The organism is Candidatus Accumulibacter sp. ACC007 (assembly GCF_907163205.1).
Taxonomy (GTDB): domain Bacteria; phylum Pseudomonadota; class Gammaproteobacteria; order Burkholderiales; family Rhodocyclaceae; genus Accumulibacter; species Accumulibacter regalis.
This window is the reverse complement of record NZ_CAJQUD010000007.1, coordinates 93,724-119,404: the sequence shown is the minus strand read 5'-3', so window position 1 is coordinate 119,404 and position 25,681 is coordinate 93,724. Positions and strand designations below refer to the sequence as shown.

The 25,681-nt window shown below is 62.1% G+C and carries 15 protein-coding genes and 1 pseudogene; 10 read left to right on the top strand and 6 right to left on the bottom strand.

Features of this window, described 5'->3' with window-relative positions; all coding sequences use genetic code 11:
* Positions 1–2,105 precede the first annotated feature (2,105 nt).
* Positions 2,106–2,279, bottom strand: a complete 174-nt coding sequence (locus tag QZ634_RS16170) for a hypothetical protein (RefSeq protein ID WP_291990139.1) — start codon at positions 2,277–2,279, stop codon at positions 2,106–2,108.
* 4,800 nt (positions 2,280–7,079) lie between these two features.
* Here QZ634_RS16170 and QZ634_RS16165 point away from each other — a divergent pair.
* Both QZ634_RS16165 and QZ634_RS16160 read left to right on the top strand, forming a co-directional pair.
* Positions 7,080–7,894 (top strand): annotated as a pseudogene (locus tag QZ634_RS16165) (lipopolysaccharide kinase InaA family protein).
* Entirely contained in the window at positions 7,881–9,383 is a 1,503-nt protein-coding gene (locus tag QZ634_RS16160) for a lipopolysaccharide kinase InaA family protein (RefSeq protein ID WP_291990137.1), read from the top strand. Before QZ634_RS16165 ends, QZ634_RS16160 begins: the two are co-directional and overlap by 14 nt.
* A gap of 52 nt (positions 9,384–9,435) precedes the next feature.
* On the opposite strand, the gene msbA is transcribed toward QZ634_RS16160, so the two are convergent.
* On the bottom strand, positions 9,436–11,268 hold the full coding sequence (gene msbA, locus QZ634_RS16155) for a lipid A export permease/ATP-binding protein MsbA (RefSeq protein ID WP_291990135.1): 1,833 nt from the start codon (positions 11,266–11,268) through the stop codon (positions 9,436–9,438).
* A 24-nt stretch (positions 11,269–11,292) separates the two neighbouring features.
* Positions 11,293–13,587, bottom strand: a complete 2,295-nt coding sequence (locus QZ634_RS16150) for a penicillin-binding protein 1A (RefSeq protein WP_291990133.1) — start codon at positions 13,585–13,587, stop codon at positions 11,293–11,295.
* 371 nt (positions 13,588–13,958) lie between these two features.
* On the opposite strand from QZ634_RS16150, the gene QZ634_RS16145 reads away from it, so the two are divergent.
* The 8 genes from QZ634_RS16145 (at position 13,959) to QZ634_RS16110 (ending at position 21,657) form a co-directional block, all read left to right on the top strand.
* Complete coding sequence (locus QZ634_RS16145; protein ID WP_291990131.1) at positions 13,959–15,038, top strand: pilus assembly protein PilM; 1,080 nt, start codon at positions 13,959–13,961, stop codon at positions 15,036–15,038.
* Positions 15,035–15,601 carry a PilN domain-containing protein gene (locus QZ634_RS16140; RefSeq protein WP_291990128.1) on the top strand — a complete coding sequence of 189 codons (567 nt, stop codon included), beginning with the start codon at positions 15,035–15,037 and terminating at the stop codon, positions 15,599–15,601. The genes QZ634_RS16145 and QZ634_RS16140 overlap by 4 nt, the downstream gene beginning before the upstream one ends.
* Positions 15,598–16,275: a type 4a pilus biogenesis protein PilO gene (locus QZ634_RS16135; RefSeq protein ID WP_291990126.1), complete on the top strand. Its 678-nt coding sequence runs from the start codon at positions 15,598–15,600 to the stop codon at positions 16,273–16,275. Before QZ634_RS16140 ends, QZ634_RS16135 begins: the two co-directional genes overlap by 4 nt.
* Positions 16,272–16,787: a pilus assembly protein PilP gene (locus tag QZ634_RS16130; RefSeq protein WP_291990125.1), complete on the top strand. Its 516-nt coding sequence runs from the start codon at positions 16,272–16,274 to the stop codon at positions 16,785–16,787. The genes QZ634_RS16135 and QZ634_RS16130 overlap by 4 nt, the downstream gene beginning before the upstream one ends.
* Positions 16,788–18,842: a type IV pilus secretin family protein gene (gene pilQ, locus QZ634_RS16125; protein ID WP_291990122.1), complete on the top strand. Its 2,055-nt coding sequence runs from the start codon at positions 16,788–16,790 to the stop codon at positions 18,840–18,842.
* Positions 18,843–18,930: 88 nt separating this feature from the next.
* The gene (locus QZ634_RS16120; protein ID WP_291990120.1) at positions 18,931–19,467 is read left to right on the top strand and encodes a shikimate kinase; all 537 of its coding nucleotides are present in this window, start codon (positions 18,931–18,933) and stop codon (positions 19,465–19,467) included.
* Complete coding sequence (gene aroB / locus QZ634_RS16115) at positions 19,455–20,543, top strand: 3-dehydroquinate synthase (protein WP_291990118.1); 1,089 nt, start codon at positions 19,455–19,457, stop codon at positions 20,541–20,543. The genes QZ634_RS16120 and aroB overlap by 13 nt, the downstream gene beginning before the upstream one ends.
* On the top strand, positions 20,536–21,657 hold the full coding sequence (locus QZ634_RS16110; protein WP_291990116.1) for a deoxyguanosinetriphosphate triphosphohydrolase: 1,122 nt from the start codon (positions 20,536–20,538) through the stop codon (positions 21,655–21,657). The genes aroB and QZ634_RS16110 overlap by 8 nt, the downstream gene beginning before the upstream one ends.
* Before the next feature lie 67 nt (positions 21,658–21,724).
* Here the strand turns inward: QZ634_RS16110 and QZ634_RS16105 are convergent, their stop codons facing one another.
* The 3 genes from QZ634_RS16105 to QZ634_RS16095 all read right to left on the bottom strand — a co-directional run bounded on the left by QZ634_RS16105 (position 21,725) and on the right by QZ634_RS16095 (position 25,391).
* Positions 21,725–22,186, bottom strand: coding sequence for a CBS domain-containing protein (locus QZ634_RS16105; protein WP_291990114.1), 462 nt, complete (start codon positions 22,184–22,186; stop codon positions 21,725–21,727).
* A 187-nt stretch (positions 22,187–22,373) separates the two neighbouring features.
* Positions 22,374–23,789, bottom strand: a complete 1,416-nt coding sequence (gene pntB / locus QZ634_RS16100) for a Re/Si-specific NAD(P)(+) transhydrogenase subunit beta (RefSeq protein ID WP_291990112.1) — start codon at positions 23,787–23,789, stop codon at positions 22,374–22,376.
* 12 nt (positions 23,790–23,801) lie between these two features.
* Positions 23,802–25,391, bottom strand: a complete 1,590-nt coding sequence (locus QZ634_RS16095; protein WP_291990110.1) for a Re/Si-specific NAD(P)(+) transhydrogenase subunit alpha — start codon at positions 25,389–25,391, stop codon at positions 23,802–23,804.
* Between the last annotated feature and the right edge of the window lie 290 nt (positions 25,392–25,681).

Genomic DNA, 25,681 nt, shown 5'->3' with positions numbered 1-25,681 from the left:
GGGGCGGCAGCTGACGGTGCGCGATTCGAAGGTCGCGGGTCTTCGTCAATGAAGGCAAGATGCCACGTTTTAGCTCCCGGTTGTACACCACCCCTAGACGACGCGCACGCTGTCCGTGGCTACCTATCTGAAAGACTGGGGACAAGACTTGTCGAGTAGCCGTTTCAAGTCCGACGCTATCTTTTCGAACGCCCGTCGCAGCTCGGATCGAAATGGGGAACGTCGAATCCGATCAGCTCCATCCCGGACTAGGACTTCGGCATGCGTGCGGATGCTTGTGCTTTTTCGGGCATCTTACTCGCGTACCAGTTTGATGGCGATGCGAAGAAGTTCTACAGCGAGATTCCGAACGCAGCGCCCGAGATACACGGGGTAGAGGAGAGTATTGGGAGTATAGGACAGTGAGCAATCGTGGTGATCCGAGTTCGATGAAGACGCCCAACGTTTACAGCTTATGAACGGGCGGTGCCCCTTCATCGATATGGCAGCCAACCAGGCGACGAGCTTGAGTAGGGCGCTAAGGTCTGGATGGACCACCGAACCACTTCGCTCGCTACGGGCGACTCCTCGATCGTGTGTGTGGTGTGGCCAGGAACAGAATGAGTCACCTGCCGAGGAACTGCAGAAGGTTCCGAATAAGCGTATCGGCATGAACATGATCGGCGACCTCGACGTTACACAGCAGAGTATCCAGGTGGGCGAGCTAGGCATTTCGCTAGGCCGCACAGGAACGAAGGCGGCCCATCGCCGGCTCGGCGGCGGCTCGGTGCCGGGCTCGGAACCGGACAGACGATGACGGCGCGAGGGGGCGGCGATTGCGGCCGCGCTGGTGCCAGCCGCAGGCGCCTCGCCGCCGCGCGGAGAGGTCGTGGCGACGCTGGAGAAGCTGCAGTGCGCTGGTCGGCAAGGGCGTCCTTTCGCAGGCTGAATTCGACCAAGAAGGCCAGGCTGCTCGGCTAAGCTCGTCTGAAGCGGCAAGGGCCGCAGATCGGCGGCGTGGCGGGCGTCCCGGGTCGCGGTCTGTCAGCGCGTGCTGGGGCACAGTCCGGACCAGATTCGTGAGAGTCGAGGGGAAGTCCCTTTGGCGGGTCTCGCGGCTGCATGATCTTCTTGACGGCAGCCCGGCGAGCGCGAGGTCGAGTACGCGGGAGAATCAGGCCGCTACGGTCCGAGAAAAGACCTTGCCTGGGCTGAGGAGCGATTCGTGTTCGGCTCGATAGACCACGCCGAGGCAGGGCCACAATGAGCAGCACCAGCGAGCCGATGGGGATAGAATGCCGCTGCTCATGACGAAGGCCTGAAAGGACGGCAGGCATCGAAATGGCCCTTGCCCTCCACTCGGCCATGATTTGCGAAAGGACTCGGCGGATCCCAAGCGGCATTGTAGGGGGGCGAGTCGAGGTGATCGCGGTAATAGACATCGCAGGACCGCCGCCATCTGGAGAAAGATGCTGTCGCCGTGCCTGCAAGGCGCCTGGGGTAGACCGAGCCGATCTCCTTTCGTGAGTGGTGGGAGGACAACATCCAGCGAGACCGGGCGATCTCGACCCCCCCCCCACCTGTCGGGAGTACAGACATCGCGGCCCGTTCTCCGGCATGTCTCCGTGGACGCATCGCAAACTCGGGCATCGGGAGCTGCACGGGGCTGTGAGGGATTCGAGCGGTATCGCCGAATTGCGAGGTCGTGCAGCGGCCGCAATTCCGGCAGAAAAGCACCTTTCGTCGCAGCGTCCCGATGTTGCGGGCAAGGTGGACCCTCAGCGCGCAGACGGCAACCGAGTGCATGTAGGTTGTAATCGTCCGGCGTATTCAGGCGCGCCAGGCCTGATCAACGCGCACGCGCTGCGGCTCACCGAGGTCAGATTTATCTCTCGACAGGCGCTGAGCGCAAGCTCGTGTTGACCGCATGCCCATCGCGCGCCTCTTCGAAACACGAGGTCACCGCCTGACGGATTTGGACGACAGATCTGGCCGCGGCGTGCAACTATGCGGCACTCGAAACGCGTGCGTGTCGCGCCCCGGGCGCGCGCAGTCAGTCCACTTCTTTCGACTCGGACCGGCTCAGCCTCGCCGACCGCAAACCGACCGCCTCGACTGGCGGAAGATCATAGGCCTTTGGCGCAATCGATTCCCATCACTGACGACGGCGGGATGGTATCGATTTCTTTCGCGTCGGTGGTAATGACAAAGACGGCGCCAGAAGGGCATGTTCCAGCGGAGCCGCAGAAGGCTGAGGACATGCCGACCAGCAAGCTGTGGACGCCGATTCGTTTGAGCATGGCTCCCCCTTTGCACACCAGTGTCGAGGCCATCGGGAGGGAAAGAAGGCGAGAGCGAATGACCAAATAGTGGGCAGCTCCACACGGAGCCGACGACAGGTCTACAAGTCTTGCGTTATCAGAAAGCAAAGCGGCTCGAGAGGCCAGATCTCTGTTGGACTCGTGACCACCCCGCCCGCCTTCTATCTGGATATGGAGGCTTCTGCGCGCCAGGGGCTGAGCCGCTATCGCGTGTTGGTTATTATAAGTGGAATACGGCTCCATCGCGACGTGTAAGTCAGACGCTGTCAGGCCGCTGGTCGGTCGGATAGATCGTCCGCAGGCAGGTGAGCGCCGGGATGATGCCCTTCGGGCGCAGGTCCGAATGTGTCGCGATAGTGCGCGAGGACTTCGTCTGCTGACTTTGCCGGTGCCGAAGGTATGGACCATCAGCGATACGGCGGAGGGCAAACGCCGTGGCCCGCGGTGAAAGCCACCCGGACTCACAAGCCGTGCGGCGAGGCGTCCGCGACGACGTTTGCTGACGTGGCGCGCGGCGTAGGCAGCCGAGCGACCGACCTTGGATAGGGCCCTTGCCGAGTGCACGCACGGTAAAGCGCCACGCAGCCATGTCTAGAGCACGCGCACAACGTAGTATCACGAACGCTGATCGTGCGCCGCGGTTCCCCAGTCCGTCACGGTCTCCGTGCGGGTCGCCAACGCAGAGCTCGGCGGTCGCGATTGACAGAAGCGGGTGCGTTGTTGGCAGTTCCGGCGGTTGATGACCGGCTTGATGATTCTCGTCACCGCTTCCGAATATCTGGACGTGCGAGACTGTTCAGGGTCGTGTGCGTCGGTGACGACGAGGTGTCGAATCGAGACGGGTTTTCCGTCAAATATGCGGACGGTGAGTGGCTCTGGCGTCGGGCGCAGCACGGCAGGCGCGCCGTCGTGGCGCACTTCACCCTGGCGTTGAATGAGCCGGTGGCCATAATGGTATCGGCCGCGGCATCAGCGACGGTTGTCCGTTGCAGGGTAGCCGAACATCAGCCTGGCGCCTGCGCCCGGTCGCGGTCGATGCCCTGGCCTTCCGTTGACGCCTGCGCATCCGGTGACGGGGTTGGATGGCCACTCAGGATGGCGGAAAAAAAGGCTTGTTAGTCGCCCCACCGCACGAGTCGGCACGGTCAGATGTATGTAGACCCTAACGGTTATCCCGACGCCGTGTCGCTGTGTGTGTGGTATGGTGGGCCGTGGTGGTGATCGCCGGAGATGCACACGACAGTCAGGTACGGACAACAGGTTGTAACAGGCGACCTTTGCGGGCGGGGTCTTCGCCAGAAGGGCGTCGCGGATGGCGTCGGAAACTATGGGGAGTCGGCCGACCTTGTCGGATGGCCTTCGGAACCGATTCCGAAGTAAAGAGGGCTCTGTGCTCATGTTTCTGTCTTGCGCCAATGAGAAACCCGAAACGGCGGCGTTTGCGGTCCGGGGGTTCGCGCAGACGACGCTTGCAGTATTGTTTGGCGCCGCTTGTTACGGCTTTTCCCGCCTCTGCAAGTGTCGATTAAACGGCGGAGGGATAATATAGTTTTTCTATTGGAGCGGGGCGGGTCGAAACGCGGCAGCGTAACCGGAGGTTAGTAGATACACTTTTTCGCATACTCAGCCGCCTGCCGCCGCTCTGGCTGCATTGTCTGTGCTCTGTATCGGGGGTTGCTGGAATGTGTGTGTCGCCAAGGTATCGCCGGTCACCTGCGCCCGAGAAATTTGCTTGCACTGGGCGAAGTCGCGTAGCCGGGATCTCCGTGATGATGACGCTCGCAGCCCACAGATGGATTTATGATACTGCACCAGAGATTTTTAGGGGAAGCTCGAACGGCCAGTAGCATGGGGCTGGCGCTTCGCGAGAACGCCAGCGTGTACGCGACTCGGTCTCTGGACGGGAATGGTACGTAAGCCTGGCCTAGCGTTACGGGCAAGGGGATATCTTACCTGGACGCGCTGATCTGGGATGTCGGATGGTCACCGCACAGTGACCGTGGCAGCCGCATGCGCCGATGTAGCCGTTGAGTCTATCGGGCGGACAAGCAGCCTGGTTGCAAACGGATCGGCAGCGCGGGCAGCGATGACCGCGCGCAATTGCACCTGGCGGCGGGCCGGATCTTCCGTGGGCGTTCAGGCCTGCTCCAAGGCGTTGAAGAGCGGTGAAAGCGATGGGCCTGACCTGGCCGCAGACCCGGCACGCCCGCGGGCGGCGAAGGGCGCTTGGCTGGAATTTTCCGGCACGACCCGCCTAACCATGACGCCCGCGCGCCGGAATGGTCGAGCCTGGGGCTGAGTGTGATTTCATGGTCTGTGGGAGGCCGGAGCGCCTATGACCGCGGGAGAAGGCTACCATTGCTCTGCATGGGACTCGACCGAGACGAAGTTGCGCGTATGCCGCTGAGAGAAGCGACGCCACGCATGCGGATTCCAACCAGTACAGACTCGAAGTGCTGGGTCGCCAGTGCACACAGCAGTACCCTCTGGGGGCTACAAGCGCTACACTGCGGCTGGCGGTGCAGACAGCTCGATTGCTTTGCCTTCGCCCCTCGCGCAGAAGCGTGCGGAGCAGAGCGCCCAGTCGAGGGCGCCGCGGTGATGATTCGGCCTGGATGGGCGGCATGCCGTGCGTTCCGGCGAAGGGGATTTCCCTGACGCAAGATCGCTTCGTTTGTACACAAGTACTTCGCCCTTACGGCGTCCTGCGCCGCAGCGGATTTGTCGCGTATTGCACCTCCCGCTGCGCAGCCCCTAATCGCGGCTTGCAGCAGCCAGTGTCACGCCATCAGGGTACTACTACCAAGCGAGGAATGGCGCGGCAGCGCGATTATTCCGGGGGTTCGACAGTGTCTCCTGGTGCCCGTCAAAAGGCCCGCTGACCAATCAACCGACGTTATGCGCGAACATTCAGTGGCGGGTGGGATGACACTATCTGGCCGAGAGCGGCCGCTCGGGTCGGTTGGTTTCAACAAGATCTGGACTGGAACGTCATTTCACGCGAGGGCTACACGACAGCGTGTGCTTGACGGAAAAAGCGCGTACGTTGCGCGGTGACGCTCTATAGGAGGACGGGAGAACCGCTACCGCCATTTCGCGGAATCAACGAGACGCGCCCGTTTTCGCCGGCGTCAACGGCGTGCTTTACCAGATGTCCCGTCATCTCGCACGCTGGCCAAGGCCGTTGTTCGAGGAAGTACTAAGCCACGCCCCGAGCGCTTCCATCTTCTGCCGCGGGGATCGCGCTCGATCGCCGGCGCCGGCCCCCCCCCCCCAATCGCCGCCGAGATCCGCGCCGCTTTCGGCGCACCGAGTCGCTGCGGCAGAAGCATTGACCTGCTGCGTGGTGCGGCAGTGATCGGGCGGGCTCAGCGGACCCAAGGTACTGCCCAGTCGCACGCCTAGAAGGCTCTCGCCGCGTGAGCGGCAGCGTTCAAGCCAGCCGTTGCCACGCTGTTCGCCACGCGACGACGAGGCGAAGCTTTTCATGCCCAGGCGCGGGCACTCGGAGTGCGGGGCCGAGCTGGGGTAAGTACCTGGCGGTACGCAGCGACATCCCGCGATTTCTCTCGGGGTCGGCCGGACCCGCTATCATTCGGTTGCTACAACGAAGAAGTATCACTTGGCATACCGGGAGTGTCGAGGCGATGGTACGACCGGCATGCGCGGTGAGCTCACCACCCGCGTTTGCGGCTACGCCGCATTCGTCGAGTGATGCCCAACGCGGGCTGGTCGTTTCGGAGCCGTTCAAACAGGCGCTCTCTCCGACCCGCTGTGATGGCGCAGATGCTGAGCGACGAGCCGGCACGATCGGCATGGCATGGACGGCAGGGTAACATGGGAGTTGACGAGGCAGGGCAGGAAATCTACAGCAACGGCCAAGGACCCAGGCAGGGCGGCCGAGTTGAGTCATGAAGGCTCGGACTGCAGCGGCGGCGTGCTCGCTGCCTTGACGAGACCCTTTCGCTCGCTGTGGTCGGGGCAGGATGCCTCGCCGCCTCGATGGCCTCGCGGAGGAGGTCTTCCGCGAACTCGAGGGGCCGCCGCACCCTGCGCACAGAAATAGGCGGGGGGATACTTCGTAAGATCCATCGTGGAGCTGGGTGGCCCGAAATCGTCGAAGAAACCTGATTTCGCTGAGCCTGCCGGTACTCGGCCTGCTTCGAACGAGTGGCGGGCATCCGGCTGGGCGAACTCGGTGCGTCGACAGCATGGCGTGCCGTCGCCTTCGGATGCGCGGCCGCAACCCCGGGCGTGCATGCACTGTTTCCACACACCGCGGAAACTTGGCGCCCGCGGTCAGCCCTCGAAGGACCTTTTGCGGCGCTTCTTGGCATATCGTTCAGCCCTCGGCGTTGGCATGAGAACGCGCGTGACATGGCCGCGTCGACGGCAGGGGGGAACAAAAGCAGTAGGACGGAAGTAATGGTGAAGAGTGAAAAAGAAGGAGACCACCGCGGAGTTTGTATCTCATGTCATTTCTTCTGCACACGACCACGCACAGGACGCCGAACGTTCAGGCTGTCTATGACGATCTGCACGGTTGTCGCACGCGACGAGGGCAGTTGCCGCGGCCGCGGAGACCATCAAAGACAGCACCCACAATGGCGGCACTCTATTTTTCGGCGCCTCGATATCGGCTGACAACGTGACCTGCTGCGCTTTCTGGGCTTATTGCCGCCCCTTGCGCAGATTCTGCGCGAATGACGCGCCATTGCTCGCCACCTGGAGGGCAAGAGGGAAAGACGCCCGCTCGCAGTGCCGCTCGTTTCCGACGTAATGTGGGCTGGCGGGAATCGAGCACACAGCTGTCCGTGTTGTGTTGGATTATTAAGTTATCCCACTGTGTCTCGCCGCAGCAGTGCGAAGCCGGGCGAGCGCTTTGGCGACATCGACAAGGTCTTTGCGCTGGATGGCGAGACGATGGCCCAGGACTCGCTGAGTCGAGTGCTGCGTGTCGGCGTCGGCGGCAAGCGCTACTACGTCAAACGCTACAGTGGCAACGGCAAGAACCTGCGCCGTCGCTGGTTCGGTCTGCGGCGCTGGCTGGGGCCGCCGCGGGTGCGTGCCGAATGGCGGAACCTGCTGGCCTTTCGGGCCTGGGGCATTCCGACCGCAACCCTGGTTGCCTACGGCCTGGAACGGCGTTTGGCGGCTTCCTTCGCGGCGCGCTGGTCACCGAGGAAATCCCGGATACCATGGACCTCGCCTACCTGGCGCACAGCGACGATCCGCGTCTGGCCGATCGTGCCTGGCTGACCCAGGTCTCGCGACAGATCGCCAGGCTCACGCGGACTCTGCACGACGCCGGTTTCGCGCACAACGATCTGAAGTGGCGCAACCTGCTGGTCGATGGCGGACCGTCGCCGACCGTTTATCTGATCGATTGCCCGAGTGGCAGCTACTATCGCGGCACGATTCTCGACTACCGGATCGTCAAGGATCTTGCCTGCCTCGACAAACTGGCGAGCAAGACACTTTCGCGCAGTCAGCGTTTGCGTTTCTATCTTGACTACACGCAAAACTCGCGCGTGGACAATGGCGATCGGCAGCGAATCGCCAAGATCGTCGGCTTCTTCGATGGCCGAGACTAGGCGCGGCGCGGCGGTGCCGCGGCGCGCGACCGCGTCGGAAACCGGCTTGCCCGTGGTGAGCGATGCGGCAACGCTGCGCGCCGCCGGTCGCCAGCCGCCACTGCCGTTTTGCGTGACCCTGGCCGATGGCCGCCCCTTGATCATGCGCCGGCTGTTGCGCGTCCTTCCCGGCAAGCGGCTGGTCGGCGAAGCGGAACTCGATGGCCGGCGGGTGCTCGCCAAACTGTTCGTCGGGCGGCGCTGCGAAAAACACTGGCGGCACGAACGTGGCGGTCTCGATGCGCTTCGGCAGGCGGAGGTGTCGACCCCTGAACTGGTCGTCGCGACGGCCATGGCCGCTGGCGGCTACGCTTTGCTGACGGTTTTTCTCGAACCCGCGCAGAGCCTTGCCGAAGCCTGGGCGGGAGTCTCGGAACGAGCAGCTGGGGACGCTGAAGCGCTGGCTGTCCTGGCGCCGGCGCTGGGCATGCTTGGCCGTCTGCACGCCGCCGGCCTGGTGCAGGACGACCTGCACCTCGGAAATTTCCTGCGTCATCAGGGCAGGATGCTGGTCGTCGACGGCGACGCGGTGCGCGTCATCAGCCGGGGACAGCCCCTGCCGCCGGCGGACGCCGGCGCCAACCTGGCGGTTCTGCTGGCGCAGTTGCCACCCGTGTGGGACGGGCAGCTCGCCGCCTTGCTGCCGGCCTACACGGCCGAGCAGCCGTTGTTGCCCGAGCAGGCGGTCTTGCGGCGCAATATCGAACGCGTCAGAGCCTGGCGGCTGGGCGACTTCCTGGCCAAGACGGTTCGCGAGTGCACGCTGTTCGCAGTCGAGCACACCCGCGCGCGCTTCAGCGCCGTGCGCCGCGAGGAGGCTGAAACACTGGCTCCCGTGCTGGCCTCGCTGGCCTCGCTTGACAGCGCCGTGGCGAGCGGCAAGGTATTCAAGGATGGCGGCACGACCACGGTGGCGCGCATCGTGGTGAATGCGCGGACGCTGCTCATCAAACGCTACAACCTCAAGAACCTGCGCCACGCGTTCGGCCGCCTGTGGCGCCCCAGTCGCGCCTGGCATTCGTGGCGCGAGGCGCATCGGCTACTCTTCTTCGGCATCCCGACGCCCGGGCCGCTGGCGCTGGTCGAGGAGCGCTGCGGGCCGCTGCGCCGACGTGCCTGGCTGATCTGCGAGTACTGCCCTGGCCCCAATCTGCTCAACCATCTGGCAGCGGATTGCGAGCCCCCGCCTGCCGAGGCGAACGCAATACGGGAGCTATTCGGAGCATTGCGTCGGCATCGGATCAGTCATGGTGATCTCAAGGCGACCAATCTGCTCTGGGACGGCGAGCGCGTCCTGCTCATCGATCTCGACGGCGTCGTGCAGCATCGGTCGGTGGCCGCGTACGAGCGCGCGTGGCGGCGGGATCGCGCCCGCCTGTTGCGCAACTGGCCGTCGGCCTGTGCGCTGCAGCGCTGGCTCGACGAGCAGCTGCCCGGCGCCTGCAGCTGAAGCGACGGCTTGTGCGACTGATCCGCTCCGGGTGGTCGCCTGCGGCAGACGATCAGCCGACGGCGGCCGGGGTGTTGTCCGCCGCTGGCTCGCTGAATTGCATCGCGTGCAGGCGTGTGTAGTGGCCGTCGTTGGCCAGGAGCTCGGCGTGATTGCCGCGTTCGACGATGCGTCCCTGATCCATGACCAGAATCAGGTCGGCCTTTTCGATCGTCGACAGGCGGTGGGCGATGACCAGCGTCGTTCGGGCGGCGATCACCCGGTCGAGAGCGTTCTGAATATGGCGTTCGGACTCGGTGTCGAGCGCTGAAGTTGCCTCGTCGAGGATCAGGATCGGCGCATCCTTGAGCAGGGCTCGGGCGATCGCCAGCCGCTGCCGCTGGCCGCCGGAGAGCATGACGCCGTTTTCCCCGACCATGGTCTCGAAGCCGTCAGGCAGACGGTCGATGAACTCGCGAGCGAAGGCGGCTTCGGCGGCGTTTTCGATGGCCTCGCGTGGCGAGTCGGAAAGGTCGCCGTAGGCGATGTTGCTGGCCACAGTATCGTTGAACAGCACCACCTGTTGGGTGACCAGGGCGAGATGTTGGCGCAGGTTGCGCAGCGTGAAGTCCTCGACGTCGATGCCGTCGATGAGAATCTGGCCCGAGTCGTGATGGTAGAAGCGGGGAATGAGATTGGCCAGTGTCGACTTGCCGCTACCCGAGCGCCCGACAAGGGCGACCATCTGTCCTGGTTCGATCGCGAAGCTGATCCGGTCGAGAATGCGCGCAGTGCTGCCCGGATAGACGAAGGACAGGTCCTTCACTTCTAGCCGACCGCTGACTCTCTGCTTTTCGATGCGTCCGTTATCGGGCTCCGGCTCCTGGTCGATCTGGGAAAAAATGCTTTCGGCGCCGGCCAGCCCTTTCTGAATCGTCGAGCTGACTTCGGACAACTGGCGAATGGGCTTGGGCAACATCCCGGCGGCGGTGAGATAGGCGACCAGGTCGCCCGCCGAGGCGTCGCCGCGCAGCGCCAGGACCAACACCAGCAGGACGGCCATCGCGGAAAAGGTGACCAACTGCAGCGCCGGGGTGTAAGTCGCGCTCGTCCTGACCATGCGCAACTGCTTGGCGGTGTTGTCCTCGCTGGCCACCCGGAAGCGCGTCGACTCGTAATTCTCGCCGCCGAAACTGCGTACCACGCGGTAGCCCTGGATGGTTTCCGAGGCGACATGCGTCAGGTCGCCCATGGTCGCCTGGATCTTGAGGCTTTGCCGGCGAAACTTGCGGCTGGCCCGGGTCACCATCACGCCGATGATCGGCAGGATGGCCACCATCACCAGCGTCAGTCGCCAGTTCATCCACAGCAGGTAGCCGAAGAGGAAGATGACCGTCAGTCCCTCGCGAATGACGACCTTGATCGCGTCGGTCGCCGCGCCGGTGACCATGGTTACGTCGTAGGTGATTCGCGAGATCAGATGACCGGTGTTGTGTTGATCGAAATAGCCATTCGGCAGGTGTAGCAGGCTGTCGAAGAGGGCGCGCCTGAGGTCGTGGATCAGGCCCAGCGAGACCCTCGCCAGGTAGTAGTTGCCAAGAAAGGAGCCGACCCCCTGCCAGGTGACGACAATGACCAGCAGCAGCGGTACGCCGTAGGTCAGGTCGAGGTCGCCGGTGAAGGCATTGGCGTGTCGCGTGACGCTGCTCGGTTCGTTCAGTTCGTCGACAAGGTACTTCAGAATCCCGGCCATCATCGGTTGCGACGAGGCGAAGATCATGTAGCCCACCAGGCTGATGGCGAACATGCCGAGAAACGGCCGCAGATAGCCGAGCAGCCGGAAATAGATGCGCAGTGAGGAGGTGGCTGGTTTGGCTGGTTTGGCGGGGTTGCTGGCGGTTGACATTCTCTGGCAGGCTGTCGAGGGAACTCAGTCGACGGCTTCGCTGCTGTCGTCGGTGGGCCACACAGGCTCGATTTCGGCCGGCGCGTTTTCCTTGTAGAACCATTCCCTGGCAGGTCCTTTGCCAGCATCGGGAATGGCGACCGAGACGACTCCGTCCGGAGTGGGCAGAAACGACTCGGGGACATCCTTCAGTGCCTTGCCCATGTAGCTGATCCAGATCGGCAGCGCTGCCGAGCCGCCGGTCTCTCGCCGGCCAAGATTCTTCGGTTGGTCGAAGCCGATCCACGCGCAGGCAACGACGGTTTGCTGGTAGCCGCAGAACCAGGCGTCGACCTGATCGTTGGTGGTTCCCGTCTTGCCGGCGAGGTCACGCCGCTTGAGCGTCGCCGAAGCACGCGCCCCGGTTCCGTAGATGGTCACGTCGCGCAGCAGGCTGTCCATCAGGAAGGCGTTGCGGGGGTCGATCGCGCGCAGGCGTTCATCGCCGGCAGTCGTTGGCGCGGCCTGCGCCAGCAGCTGATTCTTGTCATCCAGTATCTGGCTGACTATGTACGGCCGAATATGGTAGCCGCCGTTGGCGAAGATCGCGTAGCCGGCGACCATCTGCCAGGGGGTGGCCGCGCCGGCGCCCAGTGCCATGGTCAGGTAGGGCGGGTGTTTGTCGGCGTCAAAGCCAAAGCGCGTCACGTAGTCCTGGACAAAGCGCACGCCGCTCGCCTGCAGGAGACGGATGGAGACCATGTTCTTCGATCTGGCGAGCGCTCGACGAATGCGCATCGGCCCTTCGTACTTGCCGTCGTAGTTTTTCGGCTCCCAGGCCTGACTGCCAGTGACCGTTGCCGGGAAGCTGATTGGTTCGTCGCTGATCACCGAGGCGGGGGTGAAGCCCCTTTCTAGCGCTGCCGAATAGATAAACGGCTTGAAACTCGAACCCGGCTGGCGCCATGCCTGCGTCGTGTGATTGAACTTGCTGCGGTTGAAATCAAAGCCGCCAACCAGTGCGCGTATGGCGCCGTCGCGCGGATCGGCGGCCAGGAAGGCGGCTTCCACCTCGGGCATCTGAACGATGCGCCAGTTGTCTTTCTCGTCGCTCTGAACGCGAATGACCGCGCCCCTGCTGAGGCGCTTGTTGGCCGGAGCCTTGTCATCGATCATGCGTGCTGCGAACTTCAGCCCCTCCCCACTGAGGGTGACGATCTCGCCGCCCCGCCGGTAGGCTCGAATCGCCTTGCTGCTGGCTTGCAGGATGATCGCCGGGTGCATGTCTTCGGCGTCGGTGAAGTCCTGCAGCAGTTCTTCGAGACCTTCGTCCTGCTCTGATTTGATCCGGCTGATGTCGACGTAGGCCTCGGCACCCCGGTAACCGTGTCGGCGGTCATAGTCGAGGACGCCTCGCCGCACGCTGTCGTAGGCAGCCTCCTGATCGGCCTTGAGAATGGTCGTGTAGACGCGCAGGCCGCGTGTGTAGACATCCTCCGGAAAACGCTCGGCGGCGATCTGGCGCGCCATTTCGGTGACGTACTGGGCGTGCATTGGCGTCTCGCTGACGTCGCGCTTGATCACCAGGGCTTGCGCCAGGGCGGCGTCGTACTGCTCGTCGGTGATGAACCCCAGGTCGTTCATGCGCCGCAGAACGTATTGCTGACGAATGCGCGCACGCTTTGGTTTGGCGACCGGGTTGTCGGCAGAGGGGGCTTTCGGCAGCCCGGCAAGCATGGCCACCTCGGCGATGGTCAGGTCAACCAGCGGTTTGCCGAAATAGGTCTGCGCCGCAGCGGCGAATCCGTAAGCGCGCTGGCCGAGAAATATCTGGTTGATATAGAGTTCGAGAATCTGATCCTTGCTCAGGTTGTGTTCGATCTTGAAAGACAGCAGCGCTTCGTAGAGCTTGCGGGTGTAGGTTTTCTCGGAGGAAAGAAAGAAGTTCTTGGCCACTTGCTGGGTGATCGTCGAAGCGCCCTGGCGCTTGCCGCCACTCATCAGGTTGGCTTGCAGTGCGCGCAGGATGCCCAGCGTGTCCACGCCGCTGTGCTGATAGAAGCGCTCGTCTTCGGCGGCCAGGATGGCCTGCTTCATGATCGCCGGAACCTCATTTATGCTGACCACGGCGCGACGTTCCTCACCGAATTCGCCGATCAGATAGCCGTCAGCGGTGTACACCCGCAGCGGCACTTTGGGCCGGTAGTCGGTAAGGATCTCCAGCGACGGCAGGTTCGGGTAGGCCAGGCTGAGAACCACAGCCACCATGGCCAGGGCTATGGCGGCGAGGCCGGCAACAAACACGATCGGGTACAGGATCCAGCGGAGGGCGGTAGGCAACACGGCGTCCGGAATGAAAGGCAGATCCCGCTATTATATTGGCGCGGCCGCGAAAAAGGCGCGAAGATCGGCGCGGCTATGCTGTCCGGAGGCGAGCGGCGAAGCGACGGAAGCGACGATGCTGCCCTCGACGTTGCTGCCCGCTGGCGCCAGGGTCTTTCACGCTGGCCATCTCCTGGTCATGGTAAAGCAATGGAAAGCCAATAGTTTTAGTGGTTTACGCTACACTCCTGGCCTAATGAGCGATGTCCCCAGTAACAACCATGAAATTGCTTTACACGTCGGGAGCTTGTTGCTAGCATCTAAAGTAAAGTATCAATAAATACGCTAACTACAAATTTTTGAAGGGTTTTTTGTCGGAGGGTGGCGATTTGCAGCTTGATCTTTCGATCTTCAATCCCAAGGCGCGCTCCCTGATCGGTCTCGATATCAGTTCATCGTCGGTCAAGATGGTGGAGCTGGCCAGCGACGCAAAAGGCGGTTACCGCGTCGAGCGTTATGCGATTGAGGTCTTGCCCAGGGACGTCGTCTCGGATGGCAACATTGTCAACCTGGAGGCTGCGGCCGAGTCGGTCCGGCGCGCGTGGAAGAGGATGGCGACCGTGACCAAGCAGGTTGCCATTGCCTTGCCGGCGTCGCACGTCATTACCAAGAAGATCATCGTTGCGGCCGGCCAAAGGGAAGAAGAGCTGGAAGTGCTGGTCGAGTCCGAGGCTAACCAGTACATCCCCTTTGCGCTCGAAGAGGTCAATCTGGATTTTCAGGTGGTCGGGCCGGTGCCATCGTCTCCGGACGAAATCGAGGTGCTGATCGCGGCGTCGCGCAAGGAAAAGGTGGAGGACCGTGTCGCCGTTGCCGAAGCGGCAGGTCTCAAGCCTGTGGTTCTAGATGTCGAGTCCTATGCCGTACTGGCGGCGTTCGAGCTGATCGAAAAACAGCTTCCCGAGGGTGGTCAGGGGCAGATTGTCGCCTTGGTCGATGTCGGTGCCAACGTGATGAACCTGACCGTCCTGCGCAACGGCCAGCAGCTTTACGTTCGCGAGCAGGCGTTTGGCGGAAACCAGCTGACGCAGGATATTGCTCGCCTGTTCAGCATGAGCTTCGAGGAGGCAGAAGCGGAAAAGCGCCGCAACAACTTGCCCGAGCAGTACGAAGCGGAGCTCTTGCGGCCGTTTCTTGAGTCGATGGCGCTGGAGCTGTCGCGTGCCCTGCAGTTCTTTTTTACTTCGACCCAGTTCAACCAGATCAACCACATCGTTCTGGCCGGCGGCTGTGCGGTCATCGCCGGAGCCGACGAAGTCGTCGCGTCGCGCACGCAGATCAACACCATCATTGCCAATCCGTTTGCCAATATGCTGCTTTCCGATCGCGTGCGCACCAAGAATCTGTTGACTGATGCCTCGTCCTTGATGGTTGCCTGTGGTCTTGCGCTGCGGAGGTTCGACGAATGATCCGCATCAACCTCCTGCCGCATCGGGAAGAGAAGCGACGCGCGCGGCGACAGCAGTTCTATGCCCTGTTCGGCTTGATCAGCGTTCTTTCCGGGCTGATCGTCTTTCTCGTTTACTCCGTGATTGGCGGCTATATTGCCGCCCAGGACGCCAAGAACGCCTTTCTCCAGACCGAGATCGCCGTACTTGACAAGCAGATCGATCAAATCAAGCGGCTCAAGGCGCAAAGCGACGCCCTGATGGCGCGCAAGCGGATCATCGAATCCTTGCAGCGAGACCGGGCGGAAGCCGTGCGCTTGCTCAGCGAACTCACCAAGCAGATGCCTGAGGGGGTGTATGTTCGCTCGCTCAAGCAGGTCGGACAGAGCATCCATCTGATTGGCTACGCGCAGTCCAGCGCTCGCGTTTCGACGCTGATGCGCAACATCGAGGCGTCACCGTGGCTTGAGAAACCTCGTTTGATCGAGATCAAGGCGGTGCTGGTTGACAAGCGTCGCCTCAACGAATTCAGCATGTACGCCTCCCTGAAGAGGGCTGCTGCGGGCCAGGAGGGGCAGAAATGAAGAAGCCCGAGCTGCCATCTATCGATTTCCGCGAGATGCTCAGAGACTTCGAGAATCTCGATCCACAGGATCCCGGGGCGTGGCCCGTTGCGCCGCGGGTGACCGTGCTGGTTGGTTTGTTGGTGATCCTCTTGCTGGCTGGCTGGTGGTTTGTCTGGGCTGACCAGCTCGACGCGCTGGAGAGCAAGGGTCACGAAGAGCAAAGGCTGAAAGACCAGTTCGTGGCCAAGAAGAAGCAGGCCGTCAACCTCGACCTCTACGTTCAGCAGCTGGATGAAATCGACCGCTCCTTCGGTGCGCTGCTCAAGCAGCTGCCCAACAAGTCCGAAGTCGAGGCGTTGCTGGTCGAAGTCAACCAGGCGGGGATGGGCCGGGGCCTGCAGTTCGATCTCTTCAAGCCCGGTAGCGAGCAGGTGCAGGATTTCTATGCCGAACTGCCCGTCGACGTGCGCCTGACGGGGACCTACCATGACTTCGGGGCTTTCGCGGGAGATATCGGCAAGTTGTCCAGAATTGTCACCTTGAACAATATCTCGATCGTAGATAACCCGCAGCGCAAGGATGGAAGCCTGGTGCTCGATGCGGTTGTCAAGACCTTCCGCTATCTTGATGCGGAAGAGCTGGCGGCGAAGAGGAGGGCTGCCGAGGCGGCGGCCAAGGGTGGCAGGCGATGAGCAAACTCCTTGCCTTGCTGGCTAGCGCTTTTCTGGTCGCCTGCTCCAGCGGCGATCATGAGGATATCCGCGAGTGGATGAGCACGGTCGCGCAGGATGCCAAGGGAAAAATACCGCCGCTGCCGGTGGTCGAAGCCTACGAGCCCGTGCCCTACGACGTGGGCGACCTGATCGACCCGTTCAAGCCAGCCAAGCTGGGGTCGGATACCAGAAAGGGCGGCGGTGGCTTCAAGCCTGATCTCGATCGACCCAAGGAACCCCTGGAGCTGTACCCTCTGGAATCGCTGAAGTATGTCGGCGTGATGACCAGGGCGAAGGTGTCGTATGCCATCATTCAGGTCGAGAGCGCCTTGTACCAGGTCAAGATCGGCAACTACATGGGGCAGAACTTCGGCGTGGTGGTCGACGTTTCCGAATCAGAGGTGGTTTTGCGAGAGCTTGTTCAGGATTCTGCCGGTGATTGGGTGGAGAGAACGAGCAGCCTGCTGTTGCAGGAAAAGGGAGCGAAGTAAATGAAGCAGATCAAACGATACCTCCTCGGCCTGGTCGGAGCCGTGCTGTTGACCTCCGGGATGGTCAACGCGCAGGACGGTGGCTCGAATTCGATCGAGTCGATGAATGTCATTCAGCAGGGCTCGGTGCTCAACGTCAAGCTCACCTTCAAGGAACCATTGAAGGTATTGCCGCCAGCATTCAGTGTCGCCAAACCTGCGCGCATCGCCTTCGATTTTTCGAATACGACCAACGGCCTGGGCAGATCGAGTCAAGCGTATAACGAGGGCGATCTGAAGAGCGCCAATATCGTCCAGGCCGAGGATCGCACCCGCCTGGTCCTGAACCTGCACAAGCCGATGACCTATGAGGCGACCATTGAAGGCAATAGCCTGCTGCTCGCTCTGGTGCCGAGCGCCACGACGCAGGGCGCGACCGCCGTCGAGCATTTCGCCAAAGCGCTCCCGTCGAGCAGCGCGAACACCGTTCGCGACATCGTCTTCCGGCGCGGCAAGGACGGTGAGGGACGGATTACCGTCGATCTGAGCGACGCCAACGCCGGTATCGACATCCGCCAGCAAGGCGCGAATCTGGTCGTCGATTTCGCCAACGTGACCGTTCCGGCTGCGCTGCAGAAGAAGCTCGATGTGACCGATTTTGCAACGCCGGTGGTAAAGGTGAATACGGTTCAAAAAGGGCCGAATACGCGCATGACGATTACCCCGCAGGGGCTCTGGGAGCACAACGCCTACCAGAGCGACACGCAGTTCGTCATTGAAGTCAAGCCGATCATCGAGAACCCGAACAAGTTGGTGCAGGGGAGTCGCGGTGGCTATCAGGGCGAAAAGCTGTCGCTCAACTTCCAGAACGTCGATGTCCGCCGCCTGCTGCAGGTGATCGGTGAGTTTACCGGCATGAACATGGTGGTCAGCGATTCCGTCGGCGGTGCGATTACCTTGATCCTCAAGGACGTTCCCTGGGATCAGGCGCTGGACATCATCATGCAGCAGAAGGGCCTCGACATGCGCAAGAATGGCAACGTCATTCTGATTGCGCCGCGCGAGGAGATCGCGACCAAGGAAAAGCTCGACTTCGAATCGAGAATACAGATTGGTGACCTCGAGCCCCTGGTGGCCGAGAGCTTCCAGATGAACTACATCAAGGCCGACGCGGTGCAGAAACTGCTCATCGACCCCAAGCAGACCGTGCTTTCCAAGCGTGGCAGCGCCGTTGTCGAGGAGCGCTCGAACATTCTCTTCGTCAAGGACACGCCGAGCCGCCTGGACGAAGTGCGAGCGATGATTGCCAAGGTCGACATCGCCGCTCGGCAGGTGATGATCGAAGCGCGGATCGTCGAGGCTGGCGACAGTTTTGCGAAGAACCTCGGCGTCCGCCTGGGCTGGCGGCAAACCTTCCCCGACGGCGCGGTCAGCGTCGGAGGGGGAGCCGTCAGTGGTCAGCTTGACATGGGCGGAACGCAGGTCAACCTGCCAGCGACGCCACGGACCGGAAACGCCGGTACGCTGAATTTCCTGCTCTTCAACAACGCCCTGACGCAGTTCCTGACGGCCGAAATTTCGGCGCTCGAAGCCGACGGTCGCGGCAAGGTGATCTCCAGTCCGCGCGTGATGACTGCCAACCAGGTTGAGGCGATCATCGAGCAGGGCGTCGAAATTCCCTATCAGCAGGCAACCAGTTCAGGTGCCACCAGCGTCTCGTTCCGGAAGGCCAACCTGGCGTTGAAAGTAACGCCCCAGATCACGCCGGATGGGAAGATTTCCATGAAACTGGACGTCAACAAGGACACGCCGAACACCCGTCTGTCGACCGGCGCCGGTGTGGCCATCGACACCAAGCACGTCAAGACCGAGGTTCTGGTCGAGAACGGCGGCACGGTCGTCATCGGTGGCATCTACACGCAGGAAACCCGTAACAACACCACGCGGATTCCGTTCTTTGGCGACCTTCCCTACATCGGCTTCCTGTTCAAGAACCGCGAGATCATCGACGACAAGACCGAACTGCTGGTCTTCATCACGCCGCGGATCGTTGCCGACAACCTCTCGGTACGCTGACCGGGGCTTGGCGAGCACACAAAGCCGGCGTCGAGCCGGCTTTTTTCCGGCCCGCCTCGGTTATTTCAGCTTGCGATAGAATGGACCGGTGAACATCGCGGACGAGAAACGCAACGTCTACCTGGTCGGCCTGATGGGGGCCGGAAAAACGACGATTGCCAAGGTTCTGGCCAAACGGCTGGCTTACCAGTTTGTCGACTCCGACCACGAGATCGAGGCTCGTACCGGCGTCAGCCTGCCGACAATCTTCGAGATCGAAGGTGAGCAGGGATTTCGCAAACGCGAGGCACAGGTCATTGCCGACCTCGCATCCTTGTCCGGCCGCGTCGTGGCCACCGGCGGCGGTGCCGTGCTGCGCCCGGAGAACCGGGCGAGCTTGCGAGGCAGCGGCCTGGTCATCTACCTCAACGTGCCACTGCAAACCCTCTGCGAGCGCACGCGACACGACAAGAACCGGCCGCTGTTGCAGGTCAGCGACCCCCTATTGAAACTAAAGGAGCTGCACGAGCAGCGCGACCCGCTCTATCGAAGCATCGCCGATCTGGTGGTCAGCGGATCTCGAATCAGTGCGCAAGCGGTCCTGCAATTGCTGGTCAAGGAAATGGAAAAATCATGGAAACGCTGAGCGTCGCCCTTGGGCACCGCGCCTATCCGATTCATATCGGGCGCGCACTGCTCGACAAGAGTGATCTGTTGCTGCCGTTTCTTCGCCAACGAAAGGTGGCGATGGTCACCAACACCACCGTCGCGCCGCTGTATCTCGAACGCCTGTCGGAGTCGCTGCGCCGTGCCGGAATCGAAGTCGTCGAAATCATCCTGCCCGACGGCGAACAATTCAAGGACTGGCAGACGCTGAACCTCATCTTTGATGTACTCCTGCAGCGGCGTTGTGAGCGCTCAACGACCCTCGTGGCTCTTGGCGGCGGCGTCGTCGGCGACATGACCGGATTTGCGGCCGCGTGTTTTCAGCGCGGCATGCCTTTCATCCAGGTTCCGACCACCTTGCTCGCCCAGGTCGATTCGTCGGTGGGCGGCAAGACGGCGATCAACCACCCGCTCGGCAAGAACATGATCGGTGCCTTCTATCAGCCAAAACTGGTCCTTGCCGATACCGATACCCTGACCACGCTGCCCGATCGTGAGCTGCGCGCCGGGCTGGCCGAAGTGATCAAGTATGGCCTGATCCGCGACCTGCCGTTTTTCGAATGGCTGGAAGAACACCTCGAACGCCTGCTGCTGCGCGAGCCGGCGGCGCTCGCCGAGGCCATTTCCCGTTCCTGCCGCAACAAGGCGGAAGTGGTCGTTGCCGACGAGCACGAGAGCGGTGAACGCGCCTTGCTCAACCTTGGCCACACCTTCGGGCACGCCATCGAAACCGGGATGGGGTATGGCGAATGCTTGCATGGAGAAGCGGTCGCCGCGGGCACCATGATCGCCGCCCAACTATCGTTGCAACTGGGCTGGATCGGCTCGTCCGAGATTGACCGGATCGAGCGGCTGTTTCAGCGCGCGGGATTGCCGGTGTCCGGACCGGCGCTGGACGTCGAGCGCTACCTGGAGCTGATGCAGCACGACAAGAAGGTGCGCGACGGCAAGCTTCGCTTCGTGCTCCTGCAAGGAATAGGTCGGGCGGTGGTCAGCGACGCGGCGGCGCCGGAAGAAGTCAGAACAGCGATCCTGGCGCGGTCCCCGCATGCCTGAGCTCGTTGCCTACGCCGTATCCGCCGAAAACACGCGCGGCCGGCGCTACCCGGACACCGAGCCGCTTCATCGCAGCGAGTTTCAGCGCGACCGAGATCGGATCGTACATTCGACGGCCTTCCGTCGGCTTGAATACAAGACGCAGGTTTTCGTCAATCACGAAGGCGATCTCTTCCGCACCCGCTTGACGCACAGTCTCGAGGTCGCCCAGATCGCCCGTGCCATCGCACGTTCGCTGGCGCTCAACGAGGATCTTGTCGAAGCCATTTCGCTGGCCCATGACCTCGGCCATACGCCCTTTGGCCACGCCGGGCAGGAGGCGCTGAACGAGTGCATGCGCGATCACGGCGGCTTCGAACACAATCTGCAAAGCCTGCGCATCGTTGATTCCCTCGAGGAGCGCTATGCTGCATTCGACGGACTCAACCTCTGCTTCGAGACGCGCGAAGGAATCGTCAAGCATTGTTCCCTGGAAAACGCCCGCCAGCTCGGTGAGGTCGGTGAACGCTTTCTGGTGCGCCGGCAGCCGTCGCTGGAAGCGCAGATCTGCAACCTCGCCGATGAAATCGCCTACAACCACCACGATGTCGACGACGGCTTGCGTTCGGGGCTGATAAGGCTCGAGCAGCTCGAAGAGCTGCGCCTTTTTGCGCGCCACGTCGCCGACGTCCGGCGGATCCACGCCGCCGTTGGCGGGCGCCGTTTGATTCACGAGACGATCCGGCGAATGATCAATGCCCAGGTTTGCGATCTGATCGAAACGACCGCCGCCAGGATCCGCCAACATGCGCCGCGTGACCTTGCCGAGGCCAGGTCAGGGCCGGCCCTGGTCGCTTTCTCTGACGAGTCTTTTCAGGCGCAGCGGCAAATGAAGCACTTCCTGCGCACGCAGCTCTATCAGCACTATCAGGTCTTGCGAATGGCCAGCAAGGCGCGGCGTATCGTCAGCGATCTGTTTGCCGCCTTCAGCAGCGACCCGCGCATGTTACCCCCGCAGTATCAGTCGGCTGGCGAGGGCGATCAGGCGCGTCAGGTTGCCGACTATATTGCCGGGATGACCGACCGTTATGCCATCAAGGAGCATCGGCGCCTGTTCGCGGTCAGCGAGGGCTGACGCCCGGCAGCGAGTCCGCAGCAAAGGCCTTCGTCGTCTCGTCAAATGCTGCAGCCAGCTCAACCGCTCAAGGCGATGGCCAATCCTTGATGTAGGCCTTGAGGAGCTTGTTCTCCATATTGCGTTCTTCGAGAACCGCCTTGGCAACGTCGTGAAACGAGACGATACCGATGATCGTGTCGCCTTCCATGACCGGTACGTAGCGGGTGTGCGTATCGACCATCACTCGACGCAACTCGTCGACGTCCATTTCCAGAGTCGCGGTGGGCGGATTGGTGTCCATTGCCTCGACGACCAGGATCTCGGCAATCGGTGGCGTCGGGCCAACACGACGTTCGCTCTGGCGCTTGGCGAGGATCAGCATCACCTCGCGGAAGGTCAGCATCCCTGCCAGCTTGCCTCCCTCCATGACGATGACCGAGCCGATGTCGTTTTCCGCCATCATGATCACCGCCTCAGAGAGAGGCGAGTCGGGATTGACGGCGAACAGCGCGGTATCTTTGACCTGCAGAACTTCTTTGACCTCCATGTTACCCCCTGGGATAGGAAAGCTGGCTGACGCGCTTCTTGACTGTTTGGGCCGATTCTATCAGATGTCGATCGACATCCGAAAACCCGCTCGTGCCCTGCGGCAGCGGATCGCGCGGAGAAAGCACAACGCCCGCGAAGGCGGGCGTTGTGGGGTCGTGCCGGGTGCGAAACGAAGGCCCTGTCTTTTAGGCCTTCAGCGCCGTCAACACTTCATCCAGCATCTTCTTCGCATCGCCAAAGAGCATGCGATTGTTCTCCTTGTAGAAGAGTGGATTGTCGACCCCTGCATAGCCGGAGGCCATGCTGCGTTTCATCACAATCGACGTGGTTGCTTTCCACGCCTCGAGTACCGGCATCCCGGCGATCGGACTGCTCGGGTCGTCCTGCGCGCCGGGGTTGACGATGTCGTTGGCGCCGATGACCATGGCCACGTCGGTTTTCGGAAAGTCGTCGTTGAGCTCGTCCATTTCGAGGACGATATCGTAGGGAACCTTGGCTTCGGCGAGCAGCACATTCATGTGACCAGGCATGCGGCCGGCGACCGGGTGGATGCCGAAGCGCACGTTTACGCCCTTGTCGCGGAGAAAGCGCGTGATCTCGTAAACGGTGTGCTGCGCTTGCGCGACCGCCATCCCGTAGCCGGGGATGATGATCACGTTCTTCGCGTCACGCAGCAGCTCGGCGGTCTCCGGCGCCAGGATCGGCACCACTTCCCCGGCTGGTTGCGCGCCACCAGCCGCGGCAGCGCCGCTGGTGGTTCCAAAGCCGCCGGCGATGACGCTGACGAAGTGCCTATTCATCGCCTCGCACATGATGTACGAGAGGATTGCGCCGCTCGAACCAACCAGTGCGCCGGTAACGATCAGCAGGTCGTTGGAGAGCATGAAGCCGGTCGCAGCCGCTGCCCAGCCCGAGTAGCTGTTGAGCATCGACACCACCACCGGCATGTCGGCGCCGCCAATGGCCATGACCATGTGCACGCCAAAAGCCAGCGCGATGATGGTCATCACGATCAGGTAAGCCATTCCCTCGCCGGTTGTGTCGGCGTGCAGGAACTGCCGTCCGAAGAAGATGACCACCAGCAGACCAATGAGATTGATCCAGTGGCGTCCCGGCAGCAGCAGTGGGTTGCCGGAAATCTTGCCGGACAGTTTGCCGAAGGCGATCACCGATCCCGAGAAGGTCACCGCGCCGATCAGGATGCCGACGTAGATCTCGATTTCGTGGATCGTTTTCTCGGCGCCGCTGAGGTGCGAGGCGGCGATCGGATCAACGTAGGTGGCGAAGCCAACCAGCATTGCCGCCAGACCGACCAGGCTGTGCATCAGGGCGACCAGTTCGGGCATCTGCGTCATCTGCACTTTGCGTGCGGCGTAAAGGCCCACGCTGGCGCCGATCAGCATTGCAAAGATGACCCACACCACGCCGCCGAAGCCGGCAACGTAGGGGCCAAAAATCGTTGCCACGACGGCAATGGCCATGCCGATCATGCCGTAGAGATTGCCGCGTCTGGCGGTCTCCTGGTTGCTGAGTCCTCCGAGGCAGAGAATGAAAAGAATCGTAGCTCCAATGTAGGAGGCGGTTGCCAAGCTGTAAGACATATTCATCGACTCCTATTTGCGAAACATTGCCAGCATGCGCTGAGTTACAGCGAAGCCACCAAACATGTTGATCGTTGCCAGGGCGATGGCCACGAACGCCAGCAGTCGAATCCAGCCGTCAGGCCGGTCGAGACTGCCTCCATCCATAGGTGGTGAAATCTGCACCAATGCGCCGATGGCGATGATGCTGCTGATCGCATTGGTGACGCTCATCAGCGGCGTATGCAGCGCCGGTTTGACGTTCCAGACGACCATGTAGCCAACAAAGCAGGCCAGTACGAAGACCGTGAAGTGGGAGAGGAAGGCCGGCGGTGCTCCGGCGCCGATGAGCAGGAAGAACAGCGCCGCAACGCCGAAAATCACTGCCGCACGAGTCGCCGACGACGGCGCGCCGGGTTTGCCGTGACCCGAGGATTTCGAGGCCGCGGCAGCAGGTTTGGCTGCCGCTGGCTTGGGCGGCGCGGCGGCAATTTTTGCTGCGGGTGGCGGCCAGGTGATTGCGCCGTCCTTGACCACCGTCGTGCCGCGGATCACCTCGTCGTCCATATTGACGTCGATCGTGCCGTCCTTGTTCTTGCACAGTTCCTCACTCAGGCGAAAGAGGTTGGTTGCGTACAGCGTGCTCGATTGCTTCGACAGGCGGCTTGGCAGGTCGGCGTAGCCGATGATCGTCACGCCGTGCTTGACGGTTACCGTTCCCGGTTCGGTCAGCTCGCAGTTGCCACCCTGCTCGGCCGCCATGTCGACGATGACGCTGCCGGGCTTCATCGACTGCACCATTTCGGCGGTGATCAGCTTGGGTGCCGGCTTGCCGGGGATCAGCGCCGTGGTGATGATGATGTCGACGTCTTTCGCCTGCTTGGCAAAGACTTCGCGCTGCGCCTTCTGGAAGCCTTCGCTCATCACCTTGGCGTAGCCGCCAACGCCGGAACCTTCTTCCACGTAGTCGACGGGGACGAATTCACCCCCCATCGAAGTCACCTGGTCGCCGACTTCCGGGCGCGTGTCGTTGGCTCGGACAATGGCGCCCAGACCCGATGCCGTACCGATCGCGGCCAGCCCGGCAACGCCGGCGCCGATCACGAAAACCTTGGCCGGGGGCACCTTGCCTGCAGCAGTGATCTGGCCGGTGAAGAAACGACCGAATTGATGCGCCGCCTCGATCACCGCCCGATAGCCGGCAATGTTGGCCATCGAACTCAGCGCGTCCAGCTTCTGCGCCCGCGAAATGCGCGGCACGCTGTCCATCGCCAGGACGGTCACCTTGCGCGCGGCAAGCTGTTCGAGCAATTCAGGATTTTGCGCTGGCCAGATGAAGCTCACCAGGGTAGCGCCCTCGCGCAGCAAGCCGACCTCTTCGGTCGACGGTCCACGCACCTTGAAGATAATGTCGGAAGACGACCACAGGGTGGCCGTGTCTTCGATAATTTGCGCGCCAGCGGCGCGATAGGCGTCGTCGGACACCGTCGCGGCATCACCTGCGCCGGCCTCGACCTGAACAGCGAAACCCAGCTTGATCAGCTTCTCGACGACCTCTGGTACGGTCGCAACGCGCTTTTCCCCTTCTGCAATCTCTTTCGGAACTCCGATTAATAACGGCATTCAGTCCTCCATCTCGTGTCTCGTTGGTGCCAGTGTTCAAAAAAACGATCCGCAAGCTGCGGAGTTCGCCTCCCGCACGAACGCGAATCGCCAGCCTCTATCCTGAAAACGGTCGAAGAATTTCCCGTTCCGCGGGGCGCGGAACGACCTCCCCCTGGCTTCGGCCTTGCCGGCCGGCACAGACGCCCCCGTCAAGCGCCTAGCGCCCGCAGCTTACCACAAGCGCAAAAAGGAATTCAGCATGCGGAACACCCTGAAAAAACGCCGTTCTATATGGGCAGCCGGGCTTG